Here is a 19,513-nt window from a genome sequence, read left to right on the forward strand (position 1 = left end):
TGGGCCCACGCGGCGTTGGCCGCAAATGGTTACGGACGGTCCCCGAAGATCGTGCGGTGCCAGTCCTTCTCGGCCACCGCGGTGTTGTCGTACATCACGTGCTTGACCTGCGTGTACTCCTCGAAGGAGTAGGCCGACATGTCCTTTCCGAAGCCGCTGGCCTTGTAGCCCCCGTGGGGCATCTCGCTGATGATCGGAATGTGGTCGTTGACCCAGACGCAGCCCGCCTTGATCTCGCGGGTGGCCCGGTTCGCCCGGTAGAGGTCACGGCTCCAGGCGGAGGCCGCGAGTCCGTACGGGGTGTCGTTGGCCAGCGCGATGCCCTCGTCGTCGGTGTCGAAGGGCAGGACGACGAGGACCGGGCCGAAGATCTCGGACTGGACCACCTCGCTGTCCTGGGCGGCGCCGGAGATGAGGGTGGGCCGGTAGTACGCGCCGTCGGCCAGGTCCCCGGCCGGGATCTCACCGCCGGTGACGACGGTGGCGTAGGCGCGGGCCCGCTCGACGAAGCCGGCGACCCGGTCGCGCTGGGCGTGCGAGACCAGCGGGCCGAGGTCGGTGGTGGGCGCGAAGGGGTCGCCCAGGCGGACGGTCTCCATCAGCTCGGCGACCCGGGCGACGAAGGCGTCGTGGAGGGGGCGCTGGACGTAGGCGCGGGTGGCGGCCGTGCAGTCCTGGCCGGTGTTGATGAGGGAGGCGGCGACGGCGCCGTGCGCGGCGGCCTCCAGGTCGGCGTCGTCGAAGACGAGGAAGGGGGCCTTGCCGCCGAGCTCCAGGTGGAGCCGCTTGACGGTGGCGGTGGCGATCTCGGCGACCCGCTTGCCGACGGCGGTGGAGCCGGTGAAGGAGGTCATCACCACGTCGGGGTGGCCCACGAGGTGCTCCCCGGCTTCCCGGCCGGCACCGGTGACGATGTTGATCACACCGTCGGGCAGGCCCGCGTCCTTGGCCGCCTGCGCGAACATCAGGGAGGTCAGCGGGGTGAGCTCGGCGGGCTTGAGGACGATCGTGTTGCCCGCGGCGATCGCCGGGAGGATCTTCCAGGCGGCCATCTGGAGCGGATAGTTCCAGGGCGCGATCGAGCCGACGACCCCGATGGCCTCGCGGCGTACGTACGAGGTGTGGTCGCCCGAGTACTCGGCGGCCGCCTGGCCCTGGAGGTGCCGGGCTGCGCCCGCGAAGAAGGCGGTGTTGTCGATGGTCCCCGGTACGTCGAACTCCGTGGACAGCTTGATCGGCTTGCCGCACTGGAGGGACTCGGCGTACGCGAAGTCCGCCGCCTGCTCGGCCAGCACGGCGGCCAGCTTGTGCAGCGCGTCCGAACGCTCGCCGGGGGTGGCCCCGGACCAGCCCGGGAAGGCCCTCCTGGCGGCGGCGACGGCCTCGTCGACGTCCGCGGTGCTCGCGAGCTCGTAGGTCAGGACCTCGTCGCCGGTGGCCGGGTCGACCACGGTGTGTGACTGTCCGGAGGTGCCGGTCCTCAGCTGCCCGTCGATGTACTGCGCGCCGTCCGCGAAGCGGTCTTTGACCTGGAAGCGGTTGCCCATAACGCTCTCACGCTCTCCGTAGCTACAGTTCGAGCTACAGCTCGAATTGAGTGCCGATCCTGGCAGAGGTGATGCCCTCGGCCAAGTGATTCCGTTGTTGCTCTTTGATTACGCGACGGAATCGGTCGACCATGTGTCGAGGCACACCGAAAATCCCGTACGAAGTGTCAGTGGCGACTGCCAGACTCGCGTGCATGGAGATGATCGACGACTTGATCAAGCAGGTCAGCCGTGGTGAGCGGGTGAAGTACCTGCCGTTCTGGGGGCACCGCCCGCAGCCCGACGGCAGGCTCGGTCCGAGCTGCCTGAGCCAGTGGTGGCCCGCTTCTTTCACTGTCGGTGACGTCCGATATGCGACTGCGGAGCACTGGATGATGGCCGGCAAGGCCCGGCTCTTCGGGGACGCCGAGGCGGAGCGCGCCGCGGTGGAGGCGAAGAGCCCGGCGGAGGCCAAGAAGGTCGGGCGGCTGGTGCGCCGCTTCGACAACGCGACATGGGAGCGGGAGCGCTTCGCCCTGGTGGTGGAGGGCAGCGTCCACAAGTTCGGATCCGACCCGGCGCTGCGCGGGTACCTGCTCGGCACCGGGAACCGGGTCCTGGTGGAGGCGAGCCCGATGGACCGGATCTGGGGCATCGGGCTGGCGGCCGACGACGAGCGCGCCCTGGCCCCGGCGCGGTGGCGCGGCCTGAACCTGCTGGGCTTCGCCCTCATGGAGGCCCGGGAGAGGCTGCGCGAGGCGGGCGACGCGGGTACGCGGTAAATGCGTGGCGGCGCCCGGACGGGCCGCCTAACGTGACCGGTGTCCAGGTGCGAAGGCGAGACCTACTTCGACTCATAATCGGGCGGCCGCGGGTTCGAGTCCCGTCACCGGCTTCGGGCCGGTGTAGCTCAGCTGGCAGAGCACCTTGTGGTTTCGCCGACCTCGATCTCTGGACACCTACGTCACGCACCTCCCGGTGCGCGGGCTGCGGCTCCTTCTTCTCCAAAGAAACCCACGCCGCCGCCACCTTGATCTCGGGAGGCACGCGTGGGGGATGCCCGGTGCGCAGGCGACGGTTACTTCTGGGGACCCGGAGGTCGTGGGTTCGAATCCCACCCGGCTCGTCACCCGCAAGGGAACGGGCCGGTGGAGCAGTCGGGTGGCTCGCCGGGATACAAGTCCGCCGCCGACTCCTGATCTCGGGCATCCCTCACGCAACGCCTCCCCGCTTCCATCGAATTCGGGGGGGATTCTCATGGCTCGTTTCAACCTGCGCGCGTCCAAGCCGGCGCCCGCCGGGCCCACTTCGCCGGTGCGCTTCACCGGCGCCGCCCGCACCGTTCAGGGCGCACCGGGCCGGCTGCGCGATCCGCGCTCGGAGCTGTTCCTGCTCGCCGTCGCCAACTTCGTGACGCAGCGGACCGCGTACGAGAGCGGAGAGGGCCGCGACGACCGCTTCGCGGCGCTCGTACGCACCCTCGCCGTCCAGGATCCCGCGTGGACGGCCGGCCTGCTGGGCTGGCTCCGCGGGGACGCGAACATGCGGACCGCCTCGCTGGTCGGCGCCGCCGAGTACGTGAAGGCGCGGCTCGACGCGGGCGCCACCGAAGGGCCTTCGAACCGCCAGGTGGTCGACTCCGTACTGCGGCGCGCGGACGAGCCGGGTGAGCTGCTGGCCTACTGGACGGCGACGTACGGGCGCAATGTGCCCAAGCCCGTCAAGCGCGGTATCGCCGACGCCGTACGCCGGCTCTACTCCGGCACCTCGCTGCTGAAGTACGACACCGACTCCAGGGCCTACCGCTTCGGCGACGTCCTCAACCTCGTGCACGCCTCCCCCGACCCGGCCAAGCCGTGGCAGGGCGAGCTGTTCCGCTACGCCCTCGACCGCAGGCACAACCCGGAGAGCGCTCGGGTCCCGGCCGGCAACCGGACCCTCGCGGCCCACCGGGCGCTGATGGAGCTGCCGGTGCGGGAGCGCCGGGCGCAGGTCGTCGCCCCGGACGGGGCCGAGCGGCTCGCGGAGGCGGGCATGACCTGGGAGTCGCTGGCCGGCTGGCTGCAGGGGCCGATGGACGCGGCCGCCTGGGAGGCGGTCATCCCCTCGATGGGAGCGATGGCGCTGCTGCGCAACCTGCGCAACTTCGACCAGGCCGGTGTCTCGGACGCGGTGGCCGCGCAGGTCGCGGCGAGGATCTCCGACCCGGAGGCCGTCGCCCGGTCCCGGCAGTTCCCCTTCCGCTACCTGGCCGCCTATCAGCACGCGCCCTCGCTGCGCTGGTCGTACCCGCTGGAGCAGGCCCTCGGCCACTCGCTGGCCAACGTACCCGCGCTGCCGGGCCGGACGCTGGTGCTCGTCGACCGGTCCGGGTCGATGTGGTCCCCGCTGTCGGACCGGTCCCGGCTCAACCGGGCCGACGCCGCGGCCGTCTTCGGCACTGCGCTGGCGCTCCGGGCCGAGCAGGCCGACCTGGTGCAGTTCGGCACGACCAGCGAGGCGGTCCGGTACCGGCGCGGCGAGTCCGTGCTGAAGGTGCTGGAGCGGTTCGGGACGCTCGGCGGGACCTACACGGCCGAGGCCGTGAAGAAGCACTACCAGGACCACGACCGGGTGCTGATCGTCACCGACGAGCAGGCCGCCTCGTACGGCCACGGCGGTGACCCGACGGCCGAGGTGCCGCCCGCGGTTCCGGTCTACACCTGGAACCTCGCCGGCTACCGGGTGGGGCACGCGCCCTCCGGCACCGCGAACCGGCACGCCTTCGGCGGGCTCACGGACGCGGCCTTCCGGATGGTGTCCCTCATCGAGGCCGGCTGCGACGCCGACTGGCCGTGGGCCTCCTGAGGCGGCCCCGTCAGACCCTCTCGCGTACCTGCGAGTTGTCGTAGGGGCTGTCGTAGGGCGAGTCGTCCCCGGCGTCCCGGTCCATGAAGCCGATGAACATGACCGCGATCATCAGGGCGCCCAGCAGGATGCCGATCGCGCCCAGGATGATGCCGGCGAGGGCCATCCCGCCGTTGTCGGCCTCGCCGCGGCTCGCCTTGCCGCGGCCCAGGGTGCCGAAGACGACCGCGGCTATGCCGAGCGCCACGGCGAAGAAGCTGGTGATGCAGCCGATGACCGCGAGTATCCCGAGGACGAGCGCGGTGATTCCGAAGCCGTTGCTGCGCTGCACCCCGTAGGGCGGGTAGGCACTCTGGCCCGGGTATCCCGGGTACCCGGGATAGCCCGGGTGGCCGCTCTGCCCGGGGTACCCCGCGTCGCCGGGGTACCCGTAGCCGGGCTGGGCCGGGTACCCGTAGGCCGCGGACCCGGGCGGCCCGGTCATCGGGGGCGGGGTCGTCGTCGGTACCGGGGCCGGGGCCGCCGCGGGCGGGGCGTACTGGTCGCCCGGCATCCCGGCGAGCGTCGGCTGGTCGTGCACGGACGGAGGGCCCGACACGCCCGGCGTGCCCTGCCCGCCCTGCGACTTGCCCAGCTCGACCGCCGGCCGCTCCGGCGGCGCCCACGGGTCTCGCGGCTCGGGACTGCTGTCGGTCATACGGCGCCCCCCTCTCGTACAGCCATGCTAAGCGCTGCCACCGACAGTCACGGGCGTGCCTACGATGAATCCCGACCTGCCCGCACCCGCGTCCTCCCGGAGGCACCCCCATGACCGACCTGCACCCCTTCATCGCGGGGCTGCCCAAGGCCGAACTCCACGTCCACCACGTCGGCTCGGCATCTCCGCGCATCGTGGCCGAGCTCGCCTCCCGGCACCCCGACTCGAAGGTCCCCACCGACCCCGAGGCCCTCGCCGACTACTTCACCTTCACCGACTTCGCGCACTTCATCGAGGTCTACCTGTCGGTGGTCGACCTGGTCCGCACCCCGGACGACGTGCGCACCCTCACCTTCGAGGTCGCCCGCGACATGGCCCGGCAGAACATCCGCTACGCCGAGCTGACCATCACCCCGTACTCCTCCACCCGTCGGGGCATCGACGAGAAGGCCTTCATGGAGGCCATCGAGGACGCCCGCCGGGCCGCCGAGGCCGAACTCGGCGTCATCCTGCGCTGGTGCTTCGACATCCCCGGCGAGGCCGGCCTGGAGGCCGCCGCCGAGACCGCCCGGCTCGCCGTCGACCACCGCCCCGAGGGCCTGGTCTCCTTCGGCCTCGGCGGTCCCGAGATCGGCGTCCCCCGCCCGCAGTTCAAGCCGTACTTCGACGCCGCCCGGGCCGCCGGTCTGCGCAGCGTCCCGCACGCCGGTGAGACCACCGGTCCGGAGACGATCTGGGACGCCATCCGCGAGCTGGGCGCCGAGCGCATCGGCCACGGCACCAGCGCCACCCAGGACCCGGAGCTGCTCGCGTACCTCGCCGAGCACCGGATCGCCCTGGAGGTCTGCCCGACCTCCAACATCGCCACCCGCGCGGTGACCGACCTCGACCGGCACCCGGTCAAGGAGATGGTCGCGGCGGGCGTGCTCGTCACCATCAACAGCGACGACCCGCCGATGTTCGGCTCCGACCTCAACAACGAGTACGCGGTGGCCGCCCGCCTCCTCGACCTCGACGAGCGCGGGCTCGCGCAACTCGCCAAGAACGCCGTCGAGGCCTCCTTCCTGGACCCGGCCGGCAAGGCGAAGCTGACCGCGGAGATCGACACGTACACCGCCGAATGGCTCGCGCGCTGACGCCTCCCCGGCAACTGCGCCCCTGAGAATGGGGACATGAGCACTCTGACTGCCGTCGGCCACCGCGGCGATCCCTACCGTGTCCGTGAGAACACCCTGGCCTCGATCCGCTCCGCCTTCGCGCGCGGGGCGGACGCCGTCGAGATCGACGTACGGCTGACCCGGGACGGGGTGCCGGTCCTGCTCCACGACGACACGCTCCAGCGGCTGTGGGGCCATGACGTACGCCTCGACGACGTCACGGCCCCGCAGCTGAAGGGGCTGACGGTGGGCGGAGTCCCCACGCTGCGCGACGCCCTGACGGCCGCCGGGGCGGGCCGGCTGATGCTCGACCTCCCCGGCGCCACGCCCGAGGCGGTACGCATCGTCATGGGCGAGGTCCGCGACTGCGGGGCGCGCGAGCGGACGTACTACTGCGGGGGCCCGAACACGATGCTGTCGGTCCGCGCCACCGATCCGGGCGCGGAGATCGCGCTGACCTGGACCTCGCTGTCGCCGCCGCGGCGGGCGCTGATCGACGCCATGGCGCCGCGCTGGCTCAACTACCGCTTCGGGCTGGTGAGCCGGGAGCTGGTGGACGCGCTCCACCGGGACGGCCTGCTGGTGTCGGCCTGGACCGCGGACACCAGGCGGACGATGAAGGGCCTCGTCGCGGCGGGCGTCGACTCGATCACCACCAACCGGCTGGACGCGCTGACCTCCGTACGCGCCGGCCTCGGGTGGTGATACGGGCCTTCGGCGAGCGGGTCCGGAACGCGGATGCCCGCCGGCAGGACCTGGGGCTGGCGCTGCTGGTGCAGGTGGCCGTCACGATGCCCTTCGTCGTGCCCCGGTCGCCCGATCTGCCTCCCGTGACCTGGGCCTCGTACGCGATGACGACGGCGGCCGTGCTGCCCTTGATCTGGCGGCGCCGGGCACCGGTGGGCGTACTGGTGGCGATCCTGGTCCTCGGAGGGGTCTACAAGGTCACGCTCGACGGACCGGGCCAGCCGCTGCCGTACGCGGGCCTCATCGCCTTCTACACGGTCGCCCTCCGGTGCACCCCCCGGGTCCGGGTGGCCGCGGGACTGGCCAGTGCGGTGGTGGTCGCCCTGTCGGTGGGCTGGGAGACGGGGACGGCGCGGGAGCTGCTGTTCACGCTCTTCGTCTCGGCGGCGGCCTACGCCCTGGGACGGCTCCAGCACACGCGGCAGGCGTACACGGCGGCCGTGGAGGCGCGCGCCGCCGAACTGGAGCGGGCCAACCGGATCGAGGCGGAGCAGGCCGCCGCACGCGAACGGGCCAGGATCGCCCGGGAGATGCACGACATCCTCTCGCACGCGGTCAGCATCATGATCGTGCAGGCGGAGGCCGGCCCGGTGGCCGTGCGCGCGGCACCGGAGCGGGCCGAGGCCGCCTTCGAGGCGATCGCGGAGACGGGTCGGGACGCGATGGCGCAGCTGCGCGCGATGCTGGGTGTGCTGCGCACCGACGGGGCCGCGCCCCGGAGCCCGCAGCCCGGGATCGCCGCGCTGGCGGAGCTGGTGGACCGGGTACGGGCCGGCGGGCTGCGGGTGTCGTACGAGCGGACGGGCACGGTGCGCGAGCTGCCGGCCGCACTGGAGGCGACCGTGCACCGGGTGGTGCAGGAAGCCCTGACCAATGTGGTCAGGCACGCCGGGGCCGCGGCGGCGGACGTGACGCTGGCGTACGGACCGGGGACGCTCACGGTGACGGTCACCGACGACGGCCGCGGGCCCGGTGGCGCCCCGGGCGGACACGGGCTGATCGGCATCCGCGAGCGGGCGGCGGCCCACGGCGGAACGGCCGAGTCCGGTCCGGGGCCGGGCGGGGTCGGGTACTCGGTCCGGGTGTCCCTTGTAACCTCGCCGCTGGAGGTGGGGAATTGACGATCCGTGTGGTGGTGGCCGACGACCAGGAGCTGGTGCGCAGCGGGTTCGCGATGATCCTGGACGTCCAGGAGGACATCGAGGTCGTGGCGGAGGTCGGGGACGGCGCGGCGGCGGTCGCGGCGGTGGACCGGCTCGCGCCGGACGTGGCGCTGCTGGACATCCGGATGCCGGTGCTGGACGGGATCGAGGCGTGCCGGACGATCTCCGCCGGGAGCGCGTGCCGCACGGTGATGCTGACGACCTTCGACTCGGACGAGTACGTGTACGAGGCGTTGCACGCGGGCGCGAGCGGGTTCCTGCTGAAGGACGTGCGGCGGGACGACCTGGTGCACGCGGTACGGGTAGTGGCGGCGGGCGAGTCTCTGCTGGCCCCCTCGGTGGCGCGGCGGCTGATCGAGGAGTACACGGCGGTGACGGGGGCCGCGGCGCGGAGCGACCTGCCGGCGGACCGGCTGGCGGTGTTGACGGCGCGGGAGCGGGAGACCCTGCTGCATCTGGGGCGGGGGCTGTCGAACGCGGAGATCGCGGCGGCGCTGGTGGTGAGCGAGCACACGGTGAAGTCGCATGTGGGGAACGTGCTGGCGAAGCTGGGGCTGCGGGACCGGATCCAGGCGGTGATCTGCGCGTACGAGACGGGACTGATCGCGGCGGGTACTCCCTCCGGCGGGTGAGGGGACGGCGTGTCGTATCCCTCGCGCCGGTGAGTTGTCGTACCGGTGAAGACCCCTCTCGCAGGTGATCCGCAACGACCCCTCCGAGCTGGAGCATTGAGTCATCCGGGCCGCGGTGGCCCGGATGACTCACAGGGGGATTCCGCCATGAAGGCTCGCACGCGCACGCTGATCGCCGCCGCTCTGGTTCTGGGCATCGCATCCGGACCGGCCGTCGCTCACGCGGCTCCGGTCCCCGTCCCGGCGGGGGTCACGGCGCCTCTCGTCCCGGCCCCGCCGAATGCCGCGGCACTGGAGCGCGCGATCGCCGGTCTGGGGGCGGAGCACGGGGACGCGACCGCCGCACTGGTCCGCGTCGGGGGGACGAGCGGTGCCTGGCGGGGCAGTTCCGGTGTCGCGGACGTCGTCACCGGACGGGCCGCCGTCGAGGAGGGGCGGTTCCGGGCGGGGTCGGTCACCAAGACCTTCACCGCGGCGGTGGTGCTCCAGCTGGCGGCCGAGGGCCGGGTGGACCTGGACCGGCCGGTCCGGCGGTACCTGCCCGGGACCGTGCCCGATTCCTACGGTGCGGTCACGGTACGGCAGTTGCTCAACCACACCAGCGGGATACCGGCGGCGGACGGCCCGGGCGACTCGTTCGAGGCGCAGTGGGAGCACCGCTTCGACGTGACCGACCCGCACGACCAGATCGCCGATGCCCTGGCGAAGCAGCGGGAGTTCGCCCCGGGCACGGCTCAGCACTATCTGAACATCAACTACACCGTGCTGGGCGTGCTCGTCGAGAAGGTGACGGGCACCTCGTACGAGGAGGCGGTCGGCCGGCGGATCCTGCGGCCGCTCGGTCTGCGTCAGACCTCCTTCCCGTCCCGGACGCAGACGAGGATCCACGGTCCGCACAACCGCGGGTACCAGGCGATAGCCCGGGCCGACGGCTCCCGGGAGCTGCGGGACGTGACCGAGTGGAACTCCTCGGACCGCTGGGCGGCGGGGGACATCATCTCGACCACGGCTGATCTGGAGCGGTTCACCAAGGCCCTGTTCGGCGGGCGGGTCGTGCCGGCGGCCCAGTTGGAAGAGATGTTCACGGTGCCCGCGGTGAAGACCTTCGGCAAGGGCGAGGCCGCCACCATGACCGCGGGGATGTCCAGGATCACCCTGCCGGACGGCACGGTGCTGTGGGGCAAGTCCGGTGGCCGGTACGGGTACAACACCGGCATGGGCGCGACCCGGGACCTGTCCCGCACCGTGGTCTACTCGGTCAACTCCACGAACGCCAAGGGCGAGGACACGAACCCGGTGGTCATGGGCATCGTGGGGGCGGCCTTCGCCCGGTAGGCGTCAGGCGGGCATGGCCTCAAGGCGCTTGATCATGCGGCGGAGCACCAGCAAAGGAATCACTCCGAAGACGCCGAACGACATGTCGATGACGCTCCACCAGAAGGGGATGCCCCGGATCGGGCCGCATATCAGGGCCAGCGGTATCACTCCGGCGCAGGCGATCATGCCGGCCTCGACGATCCAGACGTTGCGTACCGGGTCGCGGTGGACCCCGTAGAAGAAGACGGCGATGACGAGGTGGGCGAAGGCGAGCCAGTCGGTTCCGTAGAGGAGGAAGGGGTAGTCGGCGTCGGCCCGCTCCAGTCCGTCGCCCACCCGTCGCAGCCACTCGTGGTCGATCAGGGCGTTGGCCCAGCGGAGCTCACTGACCAGGGGGAAAGCCGTGAGGCCGCTGAGCACCAGGCAGATCAGGAACAGGGTCAACCAGGCACGGATCCGCCGCTGAAGGGCGCTTCTCTCGCTCATGGAAGGAAGCCTACGCCCATTTCTGAACACGTTCAGCCAAATTGCTGAACGTGTTCAATATTTGCCGCGCCGCCGGTCAGAGGCCGACGATCGCGTTCCAGCGCTTGGCGAGGGACCGGCGCTCGGCCGAGGAGATGTCCCGGGCCACGACCAGCCTCTTGCGCATGTCATCGTCGGGGAAGATCAGCGGGTTCTCGGCCAGTTCGGCGGTCTCCCTGTCGTCCGAGCCGGCCAGGACCTCCCGGGCGGCCGGGACGGGGCAGACGTAGTTGACGGAGGCGGCGAGCGAAGCGGCCACCTCGGGGGCGTAGTAGTAGTCGATGAGGGCCTCGGCATTGGCCTTGTGCCGGGCCAGGTTGGGGACGAGCAGGCTCTCCGCCCAGAGTTCGGCCCCCTCCTCGGGGACGACGAACTCGATGTCCGGGTTGTCGGCCTGGAGCTGGATGGCGTCACCGGAGTAGGCCTGGCAGGCGAGCACATCGCCCTTGCTCAGATCGGAGGTGTAGTCGTTGCCGGTGAAGCGGCGGATGTGCTTCTTCTTCACCATGTTCTCGACCTGGTCGCACATCCGGTGGAAGTCGGACTCGGTCCAGCGGGTGACGTCCACGCCTTCGCCCTGCATCAGCAGGGCGAAGGACTCGTCGAGGCCCGAAAAGAGGGTGACCTTGCCCGCCAGGTCCGGTTGCCACAGGTCCTTGACCGACTTGATCTCCCGGCCGAGGGCCTTGCGGTTGTAGGCGATGCCGGTGATCCCCGACTGCCAGGGGACGGTGTGCAGCCGGCCCTCATCGAAGGCGGGGGAACGCAGTTGCGGATCGAGGTGCCTGGCCACGTTCGGCTGGGCCGGCCGGTCCAGCTTCTGGGCCCAGCCCAGGTGGACGAAGCGGGCGGCCATCCAGTCGCTGACCACGATCAGGTCGTGGCCGGTCTCCTGGCGGTTCATCAGGGCCGGGCTGACCTTGCCGAAGAACTCGTCGTTGTCGTTGATCTCCTCGGTGTACCGGACCTCGATGCCGGTCTGCTCCGAGAAGGCCTCCAGCGTCGGGCGGCGCTCCTCGTCCTCCTCGTCGGTGTCGATGTAGAGCGGCCAGTTGGAGAAGGCGACGCTGCGGTCCCGCTCGGAACGGTCGGGGCCCTCGCGCCCCTCCTCGGGAACGTAGGCGGCCGGCACACCGCAGCCGGCGAGGGCGGCCGACAGGCCCGCGGCACCGAGGCCGTACAGCGCAGAACGGCGGGAGAAGGCGAGTTCAGGCATGGGCACAGCCTCGGCGAACGCGAGGGGGCGGGCAATAGACATGTTGTCTACTGCCCGCCCCGTCAACGCTGTGCTGTGATCGATGCGGCCGATCAGCCGTCGAGCGAGGTCATCACGTGCTTGATGCGCGTGTAGTCCTCGAAGCCGTAGGCGGAGAGGTCCTTGCCGTAGCCGGACTTCTTGAAGCCACCGTGCGGCATCTCGGCGACGAGCGGGATGTGGGTGTTGATCCACACGCAGCCGAAGTCGAGGTTCTTGGACATCCGCATGGCGCGGCCGTGGTCCTTGGTCCACACGGAGGAGGCGAGGGCGAACTCGACGCCGTTCGCGTACTCCAGGGCCTGACCCTCGTTCGTGAAGGACTGGACGGTGATGACCGGGCCGAAGACCTCGTTCTGGATGATCTCGTCGTCCTGCTTGAGGCCGGAGACCACGGTCGGGGCGTAGAAGTAGCCCTTCTCGCCGACCTGGTGGCCACCCGCCTCGACCTTGGCGTGCGCGGGGAGCCGCTCGATGAAGCCCGCGACCTGCTTGAGCTGGTTCGGGTTGTTCAGCGGGCCGTACAGCACGTCCTCGTCGTCCGGCGCGCCGGTCTTCGTGTCGGAGGCGGCCTTGGCGAGCGCGGCCACGAACTCGTCGTGGATCGACTCGTGCACGAGCACGCGGGTGGCGGCGGTGCAGTCCTGGCCGGCGTTGAAGTAGCCGGCGACCGCGATGTCCTCGACGGCCTTGGCGATGTCGGCGTCCTCGAAGACCACGACCGGGGCCTTGCCGCCCAGCTCCAGGTGGACGCGCTTGACGTCCTTGGAGGCGCTCTCGGCGACCTGCATGCCCGCGCGCACCGAGCCGGTGATGGAGGCCATCGCCGGGGTGGAGTGCTCGACCATGGCCTTGCCGGTCTCACGGTCACCGCAGACGACGTTGAAGACGCCCTTGGGCAGCACCGAGTCGATGATCTCCGCCATCAGGACGGTGGAGGCCGGGGTGGTGTCCGAGGGCTTGAGCACGACGGTGTTGCCCGCCGCGATGGCCGGGGCGAACTTCCACACGGCCATCATCATCGGGTAGTTCCACGGCGCGACCTGGGCGCAGACGCCGACCGGCTCACGGCGGATGATCGAGGTCATCCCCTCCATGTACTCGCCGGCCGAGCGGCCCTCCAGGAGGCGTGCGGCACCCGCGAAGAAGCGGATCTGGTCCACCATCGGCGGCAGCTCCTCGCTGGCCGTGAGGCCCAGCGGCTTGCCGGTGTTCTCCGACTCGGCGGCGACGAGCTCGTCCGCGCGCGCCTCGAAGGCGTCCGCGATCTTCAGCAGGGCCTTCTGGCGCTCCGCGGGGGTGGTGTCGCGCCAGCCCGGGAAGGCGGCCGCGGCAGCGGCCATGGCGGCGTCCACATCGGCCTGGCCCGAGAGCGGGGCGGTGGCGTACACCTCGCCGGTGGCCGGGTTGACCACCTCGGTGGTCCGCCCGTCGGCGGCGTCCTTGAACTCCCCGCCGATGTAGTTGCGCAGACGACGCAGTTCGGTGGTCACTACAGCCACACTCCTGATCACATGTCCAACGATTGAGACGATTACCAAGCCTAGCCTCTCGGCGGAGGCTTTCGACAGACCCAGACGCCACCAACTACGAAATCAGTGGGATCACGGTCGCCAATCAACGGATTTCATCGATTCCGTCTTGCGGAACAGACGACCCTCGTGCACAGTGAGGTCGTGGTCAGTCGAAGCGCAGATTCCAGGAACAGACAACCGTCCCCTTCGGTCGATGCTGTGTCCCTGGCGATCATCGAGCAACTGCAGGAGGACGGACGCCGTCCCTACGCGTCGATCGGCAAGGCCGTCGGCCTCTCCGAAGCGGCCGTGCGCCAGCGCGTGCAGAAGCTGCTCGACCAGGGCGTCATGCAGATCGTCGCCGTCACCGACCCGCTCACCGTGGGCCTGCGACGCCAGGCCATGGTCGGCATCAACGTCGAGGGCGACCTCGATCCGGTGGCCGACGCACTGACCGCCATGGCCGAGTGCGAGTACGTGGTCATGACCGCAGGGTCGTTCGACCTGATGGTGGAGATCGTCTGCGAGGACGACGACCACCTGCTCGAAACGATCAACAAGAAGATCCGCACGCTCCCCGGCGTGCGATCAACCGAAAGCTTCGTTTATCTGAAGCTGAAGAAGCAGACCTACATGTGGGGAACTCGATAGCCCGTGAGCCAGGACCTCTCCAAGACCGCGTACGACCACCTGTGGATGCACTTCACCCGCATGTCTTCGTACGAGAACTCCCCCGTCCCCACCATCGTGCGTGGTGAGGGCACCTACATCTGGGACGACAAGGGCAAGCGCTACCTCGACGGGCTCGCGGGCCTGTTCGTGGTCAACGCCGGTCACGGCCGCAAGGAACTGGCCGAGGTCGCCTACAAGCAGGCCCAGGAACTCGCGTTCTTCCCCATCTGGTCGTACGCGCACCCCAAGGCCGTCGAGCTCGCCGAGCGCCTCGCCCACTATGCCCCGGGCGACCTGAACAAGGTCTTCTTCACCACGGGTGGCGGCGAGGCCGTCGAGACCGCCTGGAAGCTCGCCAAGCAGTACTACAAGCTCCAGGGCAAGCACACCAAGTACAAGGTCATCTCGCGTGCGGTCGCCTACCACGGCACCCCGCAGGGCGCCCTGTCGATCACCGGCCTGCCGGCCCTGAAGGCCCCCTTCGAGCCGCTGGTGCCCGGCGCGCACAAGGTGCCGAACACCAACATCTACCGCGCCCCGATCTACGGCGACGACCCCGAGGCCTTCGGCCGCTGGTGCGCCGACCAGATCGAGCAGGAGATCCTCTTCGAGGGCGCCGACACGGTCGCCGCCGTCTTCCTGGAGCCGGTGCAGAACGCCGGCGGCTGCTTCCCGCCGCCGCCCGGTTACTTCCAGCGGGTCCGCGAGATCTGCGACGAGTACGACGTCCTGCTCGTCTCCGACGAGACGATCTGCGCGTTCGGCCGCCTGGGCACGATGTTCGCCTGCGACAAGTTCGACTACGTGCCGGACATGATCACCTGCGCCAAGGGCATGACCTCGGGCTACTCCCCGATCGGCGCCTGCATCATCTCCGACCGCCTCGCGGAGCCCTTCTACAAGGGCGACAACACCTTCCTGCACGGCTACACCTTCGGCGGCCACCCGGTCTCCTCGGCGGTGGCGCTGGCCAACCTCGACATCTTCGACAAGGAAGGCCTCAACCAGCACGTGCTGGACCACGAGGACGCCTTCTTCTCGACGCTGAAGAAGCTGCACGACCTGCCCATCGTCGGCGACGTCCGCGGCAACGGCTTCTTCTACGGCATCGAGCTCGTCAAGGACAAGGTCACCAAGGAGTCCTTCACGGACGAGGAGACGGAGCGCGTGCTCTACGGCTTCCTCTCCAAGGCGCTCTTCGAGAACGGCCTGTACTGCCGGGCCGACGACCGCGGCGACCCGGTCATCCAGCTCGCGCCGCCGCTGATCGCCGACCAGGGCACCTTCGACGAGATCGAAGGCATCCTGCGCTCGGTGCTCACCGAGGCATGGACCAAGCTGTAACCGGCGCCTAGACCGCCCGAGCCGCTGTAGTCCAACCACACGGCCCGGATCCTCCGTTCGAGTGAGAACGCGGGGGTCCGGGCCGTGTGCTGTCACCATCCAAGACGTTCATCTCTTTACATCTCAGTGCGGCGCCAGTGACTTCGACCGGTTCCGCTTCGTTCCCTCGGACGGAGGTGTACGCCATGGTGGCTCCACCGGACAATGCCCCGCCTGACAATGACGTCCTGTGGGCTCGGTCCCTTCACTACTCCCACGACCGCTCCCCCGCCCTCGTCGAGATCTCCGTCTCGGTCCGCCAGGGCGAGATCCTCGCCCTGACCGGTCCCCGCGGCAGCGGCAAGACCACCCTGCTCCGCTGTCTGTCCGGGCAGCTGCGCCCCCAGCAGGGCGAGGTCTGGTTCAACAGCGTCCCCGTGCACACCATGGGCGCGCTCGTCCGCGAACGGCTGCGCCGCGACCGGTTCGGCTGGATCGGCCACGAGCCGCAGCTGCTGCCCGAGCTGAAGGCCTGGGAGAACGCGGCCCTGCCGCTGCTGCTCGCGGGCGCCTCCCACCGCAGCGCCCGCAAGGCCGCCTGCGAATGGCTGGACCGCCTCGACATCGCCGGCCTCGCCCGCAAGCGCCCCGGCGCCCTGACCCGCGCCGAGTCCCAGCGGGTGGCACTGGCCCGGGCCCTGGTCAACGAGCCCGCGGTGATCTTCGCCGACGAGCCCACGGCTCCGCTGCACCGCACCGACCGAGCCCTGCTGCTCCGTACGCTGACGACCGCGGCCCGCTCCCACGACATCACCGTGCTCATGGCCACCCACGACGAGGCCACCGCGGCCGTCGCGGACCGCCGGATCGCCCTGCTCGACGGCCGCCTCGCGGGGGCCGCGGCCGCCGCCTCCCCCGTCGCCGACACCCCGGAGGACCAGGCCGCGTGCTCGCTCTCCGCCTAGCCCGCGGTTCCCGGCCGCTCGTCCAGCTGCGGCGGCTCCTCGTCGCCGCGGCCTCGGCCGGAACCGGTTTCCTCCTCCTCTATGTACTCGCCGGGGCCGTGGCCCAGCCCGCCGGATCGTTCCCTCGCCTGCTGTGGGCCCTGATCCCGCTGGCCGTCACCGTCCACTTCGCCGTCGTCGTGGCCCGGGCGGACCCCGCCACCCAGCCCCGCGAGGGACTGGACGCCGTCGGACTGGGGCCCTTCCGTCTCCTGCTGGCCGCCGCGATCTCCACCGCCGTCGCCTGCGCCCTGGGCAGTGCGGTGGCCCTGGCCGCCTTCCTCCACCTGCGCGGGGAACTGGCGGGTCTGCCGTTCGACGCGGCCGGGGCCCGGCTGCTCCACGCCGAGCAGCCGCTGCCGGTCGCCGGCGCCCTCACCCTGCTGGCCCTGATCCCGCTCACCGCCTCGGCCGCCACCGCCCTCGCGCTGCGCCCGCACCCGCCGCTGGCCCCCCAGAGCGGGCTGCCCTGGGGCATCGCGCTGACCGCCTGCGGGCTCGCGGCCTCGGCCTACACGGGCCGGGGCGGCCCCGGCACACTCATCGGCTGGTCGCTGACCGCGGTCGGGCTCGCCCTGGCCGGACCGGGGCTCGCGTACGCCTGCGGGAGCCTGGTCCAGGCCGTCCGCCCGGGAGCGCCGCGGCTGCTGGCCGGGCGGATCCTCCAGGAGGAGGCCCCCCGGATCGGCCCCCCGCTGGGAGTGCTCTGCTCGGTGGCCGCGGGCGCCCTGACCGCGTTCGCCCTGCGCGACCGGGGCGGGCTGCCCGTCCCGCTGGGCCCGCTGACCGGGCCGGCCGTCGCCCTGGTGACCCTGTGCGCCGCCGCGACCCTTCTCACATCGGTGCTGGAGGCACGCCGGAGCCGGGAGCCCGGACGGACGGCCCTGCTCGACCTGGGCGCCCCGTCCAACGTCCTGAGGACCGCCGCGAGTCTGCGGGCCACGGCGCTCCTGGCCGTGTGCGTACCGCTCAGCTGGGGTGTGGCGCAGCTGACGTCGCTGGCATTGACCCGCTGACACGAGCAGCCCTTAGGGTGGGCCGAATGGTCAACCCAGACATCGAGATCGAGACGCTCGCCGAATTCGATCAGGTCGCCGCACGCGGCTCGCTCAGCGGCTACCGGATCCAGTCGGTCAACCTGCTGGAGCGGACCTTCGCGCTGCTGGCCGCCGACACCTCGACGGCCGTGTTCCTGGGCTGCCCGATGGAGCCCGACGCGGCGGCGAAGGTCCGCGCCGACGGCGCGCTGGTCTTCCCGCCGGTACCGGACCTGCCGTTCAACCCGTACCGGGGCCTGCTCTACACGCCCGAGGAGCTCTTCACCGGGCTGCGTGACGGGTACGAGGCCACCCCGGACGCCGAGGCGTACGCCTGGTTCCAGGAGACCAAGTCCGACGGCGACGTCTTCTCCTCGATGCTCCGCTCCGTCCATGACGACGCCATCTCCGACGCCCTCGACGAGCACCTCGCCGGTGCCCGGGTCGTAGGCGTGATGGGCGGCCACGCGATGGCCCGCGGGGGTACGCACTACCGCGGTGCGGCCGAGCTGGGCCGGGCGCTGACCCGGTCCGGGCTGACGGTGGCCACCGGCGGCGGCCCCGGCGCGATGGAGGCCGCCAACCTCGGCGCCTACCTGGCCCCGGCCCCGGACGAGGCCCTCGCGGAGGCCCTGGAGCTGCTGGCCAAGGCCCCCTCCTTCGCGCCGTCGGTGTCCGAGTGGGCGGGCGCCGCCTTCGCCGTACGCGAGCGCTGGCCCGCCGGCGGGGACTCGGTGGGCATCCCGACCTGGTTCTACGGGCACGAGCCGCCGAACGCCTTCGCCGGCCACATCGCGAAGTACTTCGCGAACGCCACCCGCGAGGACGGGCTGCTGGCGCGCTCCACCGCGGGCGTGGTCTTCCTGCCCGGCGCCGCGGGCACCGTCCAGGAGATCTTCGACAACGCGACGCCGAACTACTACGAGTCGCGGGGCGAGCCGGCCCCGATGGTCCTGGTCGGCCGCGCCCACTGGACCGAGCACCTCCCGGCCTGGCCCCTGCTCCAGGCCCTGGCGCGCGGCCGGGCGATGGAGTCCCGGATCGCGCTCGTCGACTCGGTGGACGAGGTCCCGGACGCCCTCGCGTCGATGAGCTGAGCTCCGGAGGCAACTTCCCGGCCCGTTCTCACGTCTGGCAGAGGTACGCAAAACCTGCCAGACGTGAACGGAGCCCTTGGTGCTCATAGGCCTGCTGACCGCTGTCGCGGCGTCCATCTGCTACGGCACGGGATCCGTGCTGCAAGCCGTCGGCTCGCGCCGCGCCGCACGCATGTCCCCGACCGACACCGGGGTGACCGCCCACGGCGGCCCCAACCTGTCGTCCACCGCGAAAGCGGCGATGACCTGGGAATTCATCGTCGGCACCATCCTGGACTTCGTGGGCTTCGGACTCGGGGCCCTGGCCGCCCGCATGCTCCCCCTCTTCCTGTCGCAGACGGTCATCAGCGCCAACCTGGTGATCACGGCCGTGCTGAGCGTGAAGATGCTCGGCATCCGGCTGAGCCGCAAGGAGTGGACCTCGATCGGGGTCGTCTGCACCGCGCTGGTACTGCTGGCGACGGCCGCGGGCCACGAGGGCGGCCACGACGCGCCGATGGCCACGCACTGGTGGCTGCTGGGGATCACCCTGCTGCTGATGGTGGGCGGCACGGTGGCCGTACGCCTCCTCGGCGGCGGCGCCGCGATCCTGGCGGGCCTGCTGTCGGGTCTGGGCTTCGGCGCGCTCGGCGTCGGCGTCCGGATCCTGAACGGCGTGGACCCGTTCGACCTCACGGCCCTCCTCACCGACCCGGCCCTCTACGCCATCCTCGTGGCCGGCATCGGCGGCATGTACCTGCACACGGTCGCCCTCCAGATCGGCTCGGTGAACGGCGCCACGGCGGCCCTGGTCGTCGGCGAGACGGTCCTGCCGGGCGCGATCGGCGTCCTGTGGCTCGGCGACGCCTCCCGCCCGGGACTCGCCTGGCTCGCGGTCCTCGGCTTCGTCATGGCCGTCGCCGGAGCGGTGGCGGTCGCCTGGTACGGCAAGCACGAGGGGGCCGCCGAGGCAGCCGCCGACCCCGTACCGGAGCCGGTCGGCTGACCCACCGGCCGGCCG

General features: G+C 71.2%; 18 protein-coding genes. 13 read left to right on the forward strand and 5 right to left on the reverse strand.

What is annotated here, in order from left to right; all coding sequences use genetic code 11:
• Positions 1-29: 29 nt before the first annotated feature.
• Positions 30-1,547, reverse strand: coding sequence for a gamma-aminobutyraldehyde dehydrogenase (locus Sspor_RS14260; protein ID WP_202199485.1), 1,518 nt, complete (start codon positions 1,545-1,547; stop codon positions 30-32).
• Between the two features lie 194 nt (positions 1,548-1,741).
• Here Sspor_RS14260 and ybiA point away from each other — a divergent pair, with 194 nt between their 5' ends.
• Both ybiA and Sspor_RS14270 read left to right on the forward strand, forming a co-directional pair.
• Positions 1,742-2,308, forward strand: coding sequence for a riboflavin biosynthesis intermediates N-glycosidase (gene ybiA / locus Sspor_RS14265; RefSeq protein ID WP_202199486.1), 567 nt, complete (start codon positions 1,742-1,744; stop codon positions 2,306-2,308).
• Between the two features lie 475 nt (positions 2,309-2,783).
• Positions 2,784-4,373, forward strand: coding sequence for a TROVE domain-containing protein (locus Sspor_RS14270; RefSeq protein ID WP_202199487.1), 1,590 nt, complete (start codon positions 2,784-2,786; stop codon positions 4,371-4,373).
• 10 nt (positions 4,374-4,383) lie between these two features.
• Here Sspor_RS14270 and Sspor_RS14275 read toward each other — a convergent pair whose 3' ends face one another.
• A complete protein-coding gene (locus Sspor_RS14275) occupies positions 4,384-5,070 on the reverse strand; it encodes a DUF4190 domain-containing protein (RefSeq protein ID WP_202199488.1) in 687 nt (228 codons plus the stop codon).
• 110 nt (positions 5,071-5,180) lie between these two features.
• On the opposite strand from Sspor_RS14275, the gene Sspor_RS14280 reads away from it, so the two are divergent.
• The 5 genes from Sspor_RS14280 to Sspor_RS14300 all read left to right on the forward strand — a co-directional run bounded on the left by Sspor_RS14280 (position 5,181) and on the right by Sspor_RS14300 (position 10,104).
• Positions 5,181-6,206, forward strand: a complete 1,026-nt coding sequence (locus Sspor_RS14280) for an adenosine deaminase (RefSeq protein WP_202199489.1) — start codon at positions 5,181-5,183, stop codon at positions 6,204-6,206.
• Positions 6,207-6,242: 36 nt separating this feature from the next.
• Complete coding sequence (locus tag Sspor_RS14285; protein ID WP_202199490.1) at positions 6,243-6,932, forward strand: glycerophosphodiester phosphodiesterase; 690 nt, start codon at positions 6,243-6,245, stop codon at positions 6,930-6,932.
• Entirely contained in the window at positions 6,926-8,095 is a 1,170-nt protein-coding gene (locus Sspor_RS14290; protein ID WP_425587389.1) for a sensor histidine kinase, read from the forward strand. Before Sspor_RS14285 ends, Sspor_RS14290 begins: the two co-directional genes overlap by 7 nt.
• Positions 8,092-8,769 carry a response regulator gene (locus tag Sspor_RS14295; RefSeq protein ID WP_202199491.1) on the forward strand — a complete coding sequence of 226 codons (678 nt, stop codon included), beginning with the start codon at positions 8,092-8,094 and terminating at the stop codon, positions 8,767-8,769. The genes Sspor_RS14290 and Sspor_RS14295 overlap by 4 nt, the downstream gene beginning before the upstream one ends.
• 147 nt (positions 8,770-8,916) lie before the next feature.
• Positions 8,917-10,104, forward strand: a complete 1,188-nt coding sequence (locus Sspor_RS14300) for a serine hydrolase domain-containing protein (RefSeq protein WP_202199492.1) — start codon at positions 8,917-8,919, stop codon at positions 10,102-10,104.
• 3 nt (positions 10,105-10,107) lie between these two features.
• Here the strand turns inward: Sspor_RS14300 and Sspor_RS14305 are convergent, their stop codons facing one another.
• The 3 genes from Sspor_RS14305 to Sspor_RS14315 form a co-directional block, all read right to left on the reverse strand.
• Positions 10,108-10,572 carry a hypothetical protein gene (locus Sspor_RS14305; protein WP_202199493.1) on the reverse strand — a complete coding sequence of 155 codons (465 nt, stop codon included), beginning with the start codon at positions 10,570-10,572 and terminating at the stop codon, positions 10,108-10,110.
• 76 nt (positions 10,573-10,648) lie between these two features.
• Complete coding sequence (locus Sspor_RS14310) at positions 10,649-11,827, reverse strand: polyamine ABC transporter substrate-binding protein (protein WP_237403864.1); 1,179 nt, start codon at positions 11,825-11,827, stop codon at positions 10,649-10,651.
• A gap of 92 nt (positions 11,828-11,919) precedes the next feature.
• Complete coding sequence (locus Sspor_RS14315) at positions 11,920-13,359, reverse strand: gamma-aminobutyraldehyde dehydrogenase (RefSeq protein ID WP_202199495.1); 1,440 nt, start codon at positions 13,357-13,359, stop codon at positions 11,920-11,922.
• A gap of 168 nt (positions 13,360-13,527) precedes the next feature.
• On the opposite strand from Sspor_RS14315, the gene Sspor_RS14320 reads away from it, so the two are divergent.
• From Sspor_RS14320 to Sspor_RS14345, 6 genes are all read left to right on the forward strand, one after another.
• The gene (locus tag Sspor_RS14320) at positions 13,528-14,031 is read left to right on the forward strand and encodes an Lrp/AsnC family transcriptional regulator (protein ID WP_007266859.1); all 504 of its coding nucleotides are present in this window, start codon (positions 13,528-13,530) and stop codon (positions 14,029-14,031) included.
• 3 nt (positions 14,032-14,034) lie between these two features.
• The gene (locus Sspor_RS14325; RefSeq protein WP_202199496.1) at positions 14,035-15,396 is read left to right on the forward strand and encodes an aspartate aminotransferase family protein; all 1,362 of its coding nucleotides are present in this window, start codon (positions 14,035-14,037) and stop codon (positions 15,394-15,396) included.
• Between the two features lie 185 nt (positions 15,397-15,581).
• Positions 15,582-16,340 (forward strand): ABC transporter ATP-binding protein, encoded by a 759-nt coding sequence (locus Sspor_RS14330; RefSeq protein ID WP_202199497.1) that lies wholly within the window; start codon positions 15,582-15,584, stop codon positions 16,338-16,340.
• On the forward strand, positions 16,322-17,395 hold the full coding sequence (locus tag Sspor_RS14335; RefSeq protein WP_202199498.1) for a hypothetical protein: 1,074 nt from the start codon (positions 16,322-16,324) through the stop codon (positions 17,393-17,395). The genes Sspor_RS14330 and Sspor_RS14335 overlap by 19 nt, the downstream gene beginning before the upstream one ends.
• A 26-nt stretch (positions 17,396-17,421) precedes the next feature.
• Positions 17,422-18,513 carry an LOG family protein gene (locus Sspor_RS14340; RefSeq protein WP_202199499.1) on the forward strand — a complete coding sequence of 364 codons (1,092 nt, stop codon included), beginning with the start codon at positions 17,422-17,424 and terminating at the stop codon, positions 18,511-18,513.
• Positions 18,514-18,592: 79 nt separating this feature from the next.
• The gene (locus Sspor_RS14345; protein ID WP_202199500.1) at positions 18,593-19,498 is read left to right on the forward strand and encodes a DMT family protein; all 906 of its coding nucleotides are present in this window, start codon (positions 18,593-18,595) and stop codon (positions 19,496-19,498) included.
• Positions 19,499-19,513: the final 15 nt, after the last annotated feature.

Source organism: Streptomyces spororaveus (genome assembly GCF_016755875.1).
In the GTDB taxonomy this organism is placed as follows: Bacteria; Actinomycetota; Actinomycetes; order Streptomycetales; family Streptomycetaceae; genus Streptomyces; species Streptomyces spororaveus.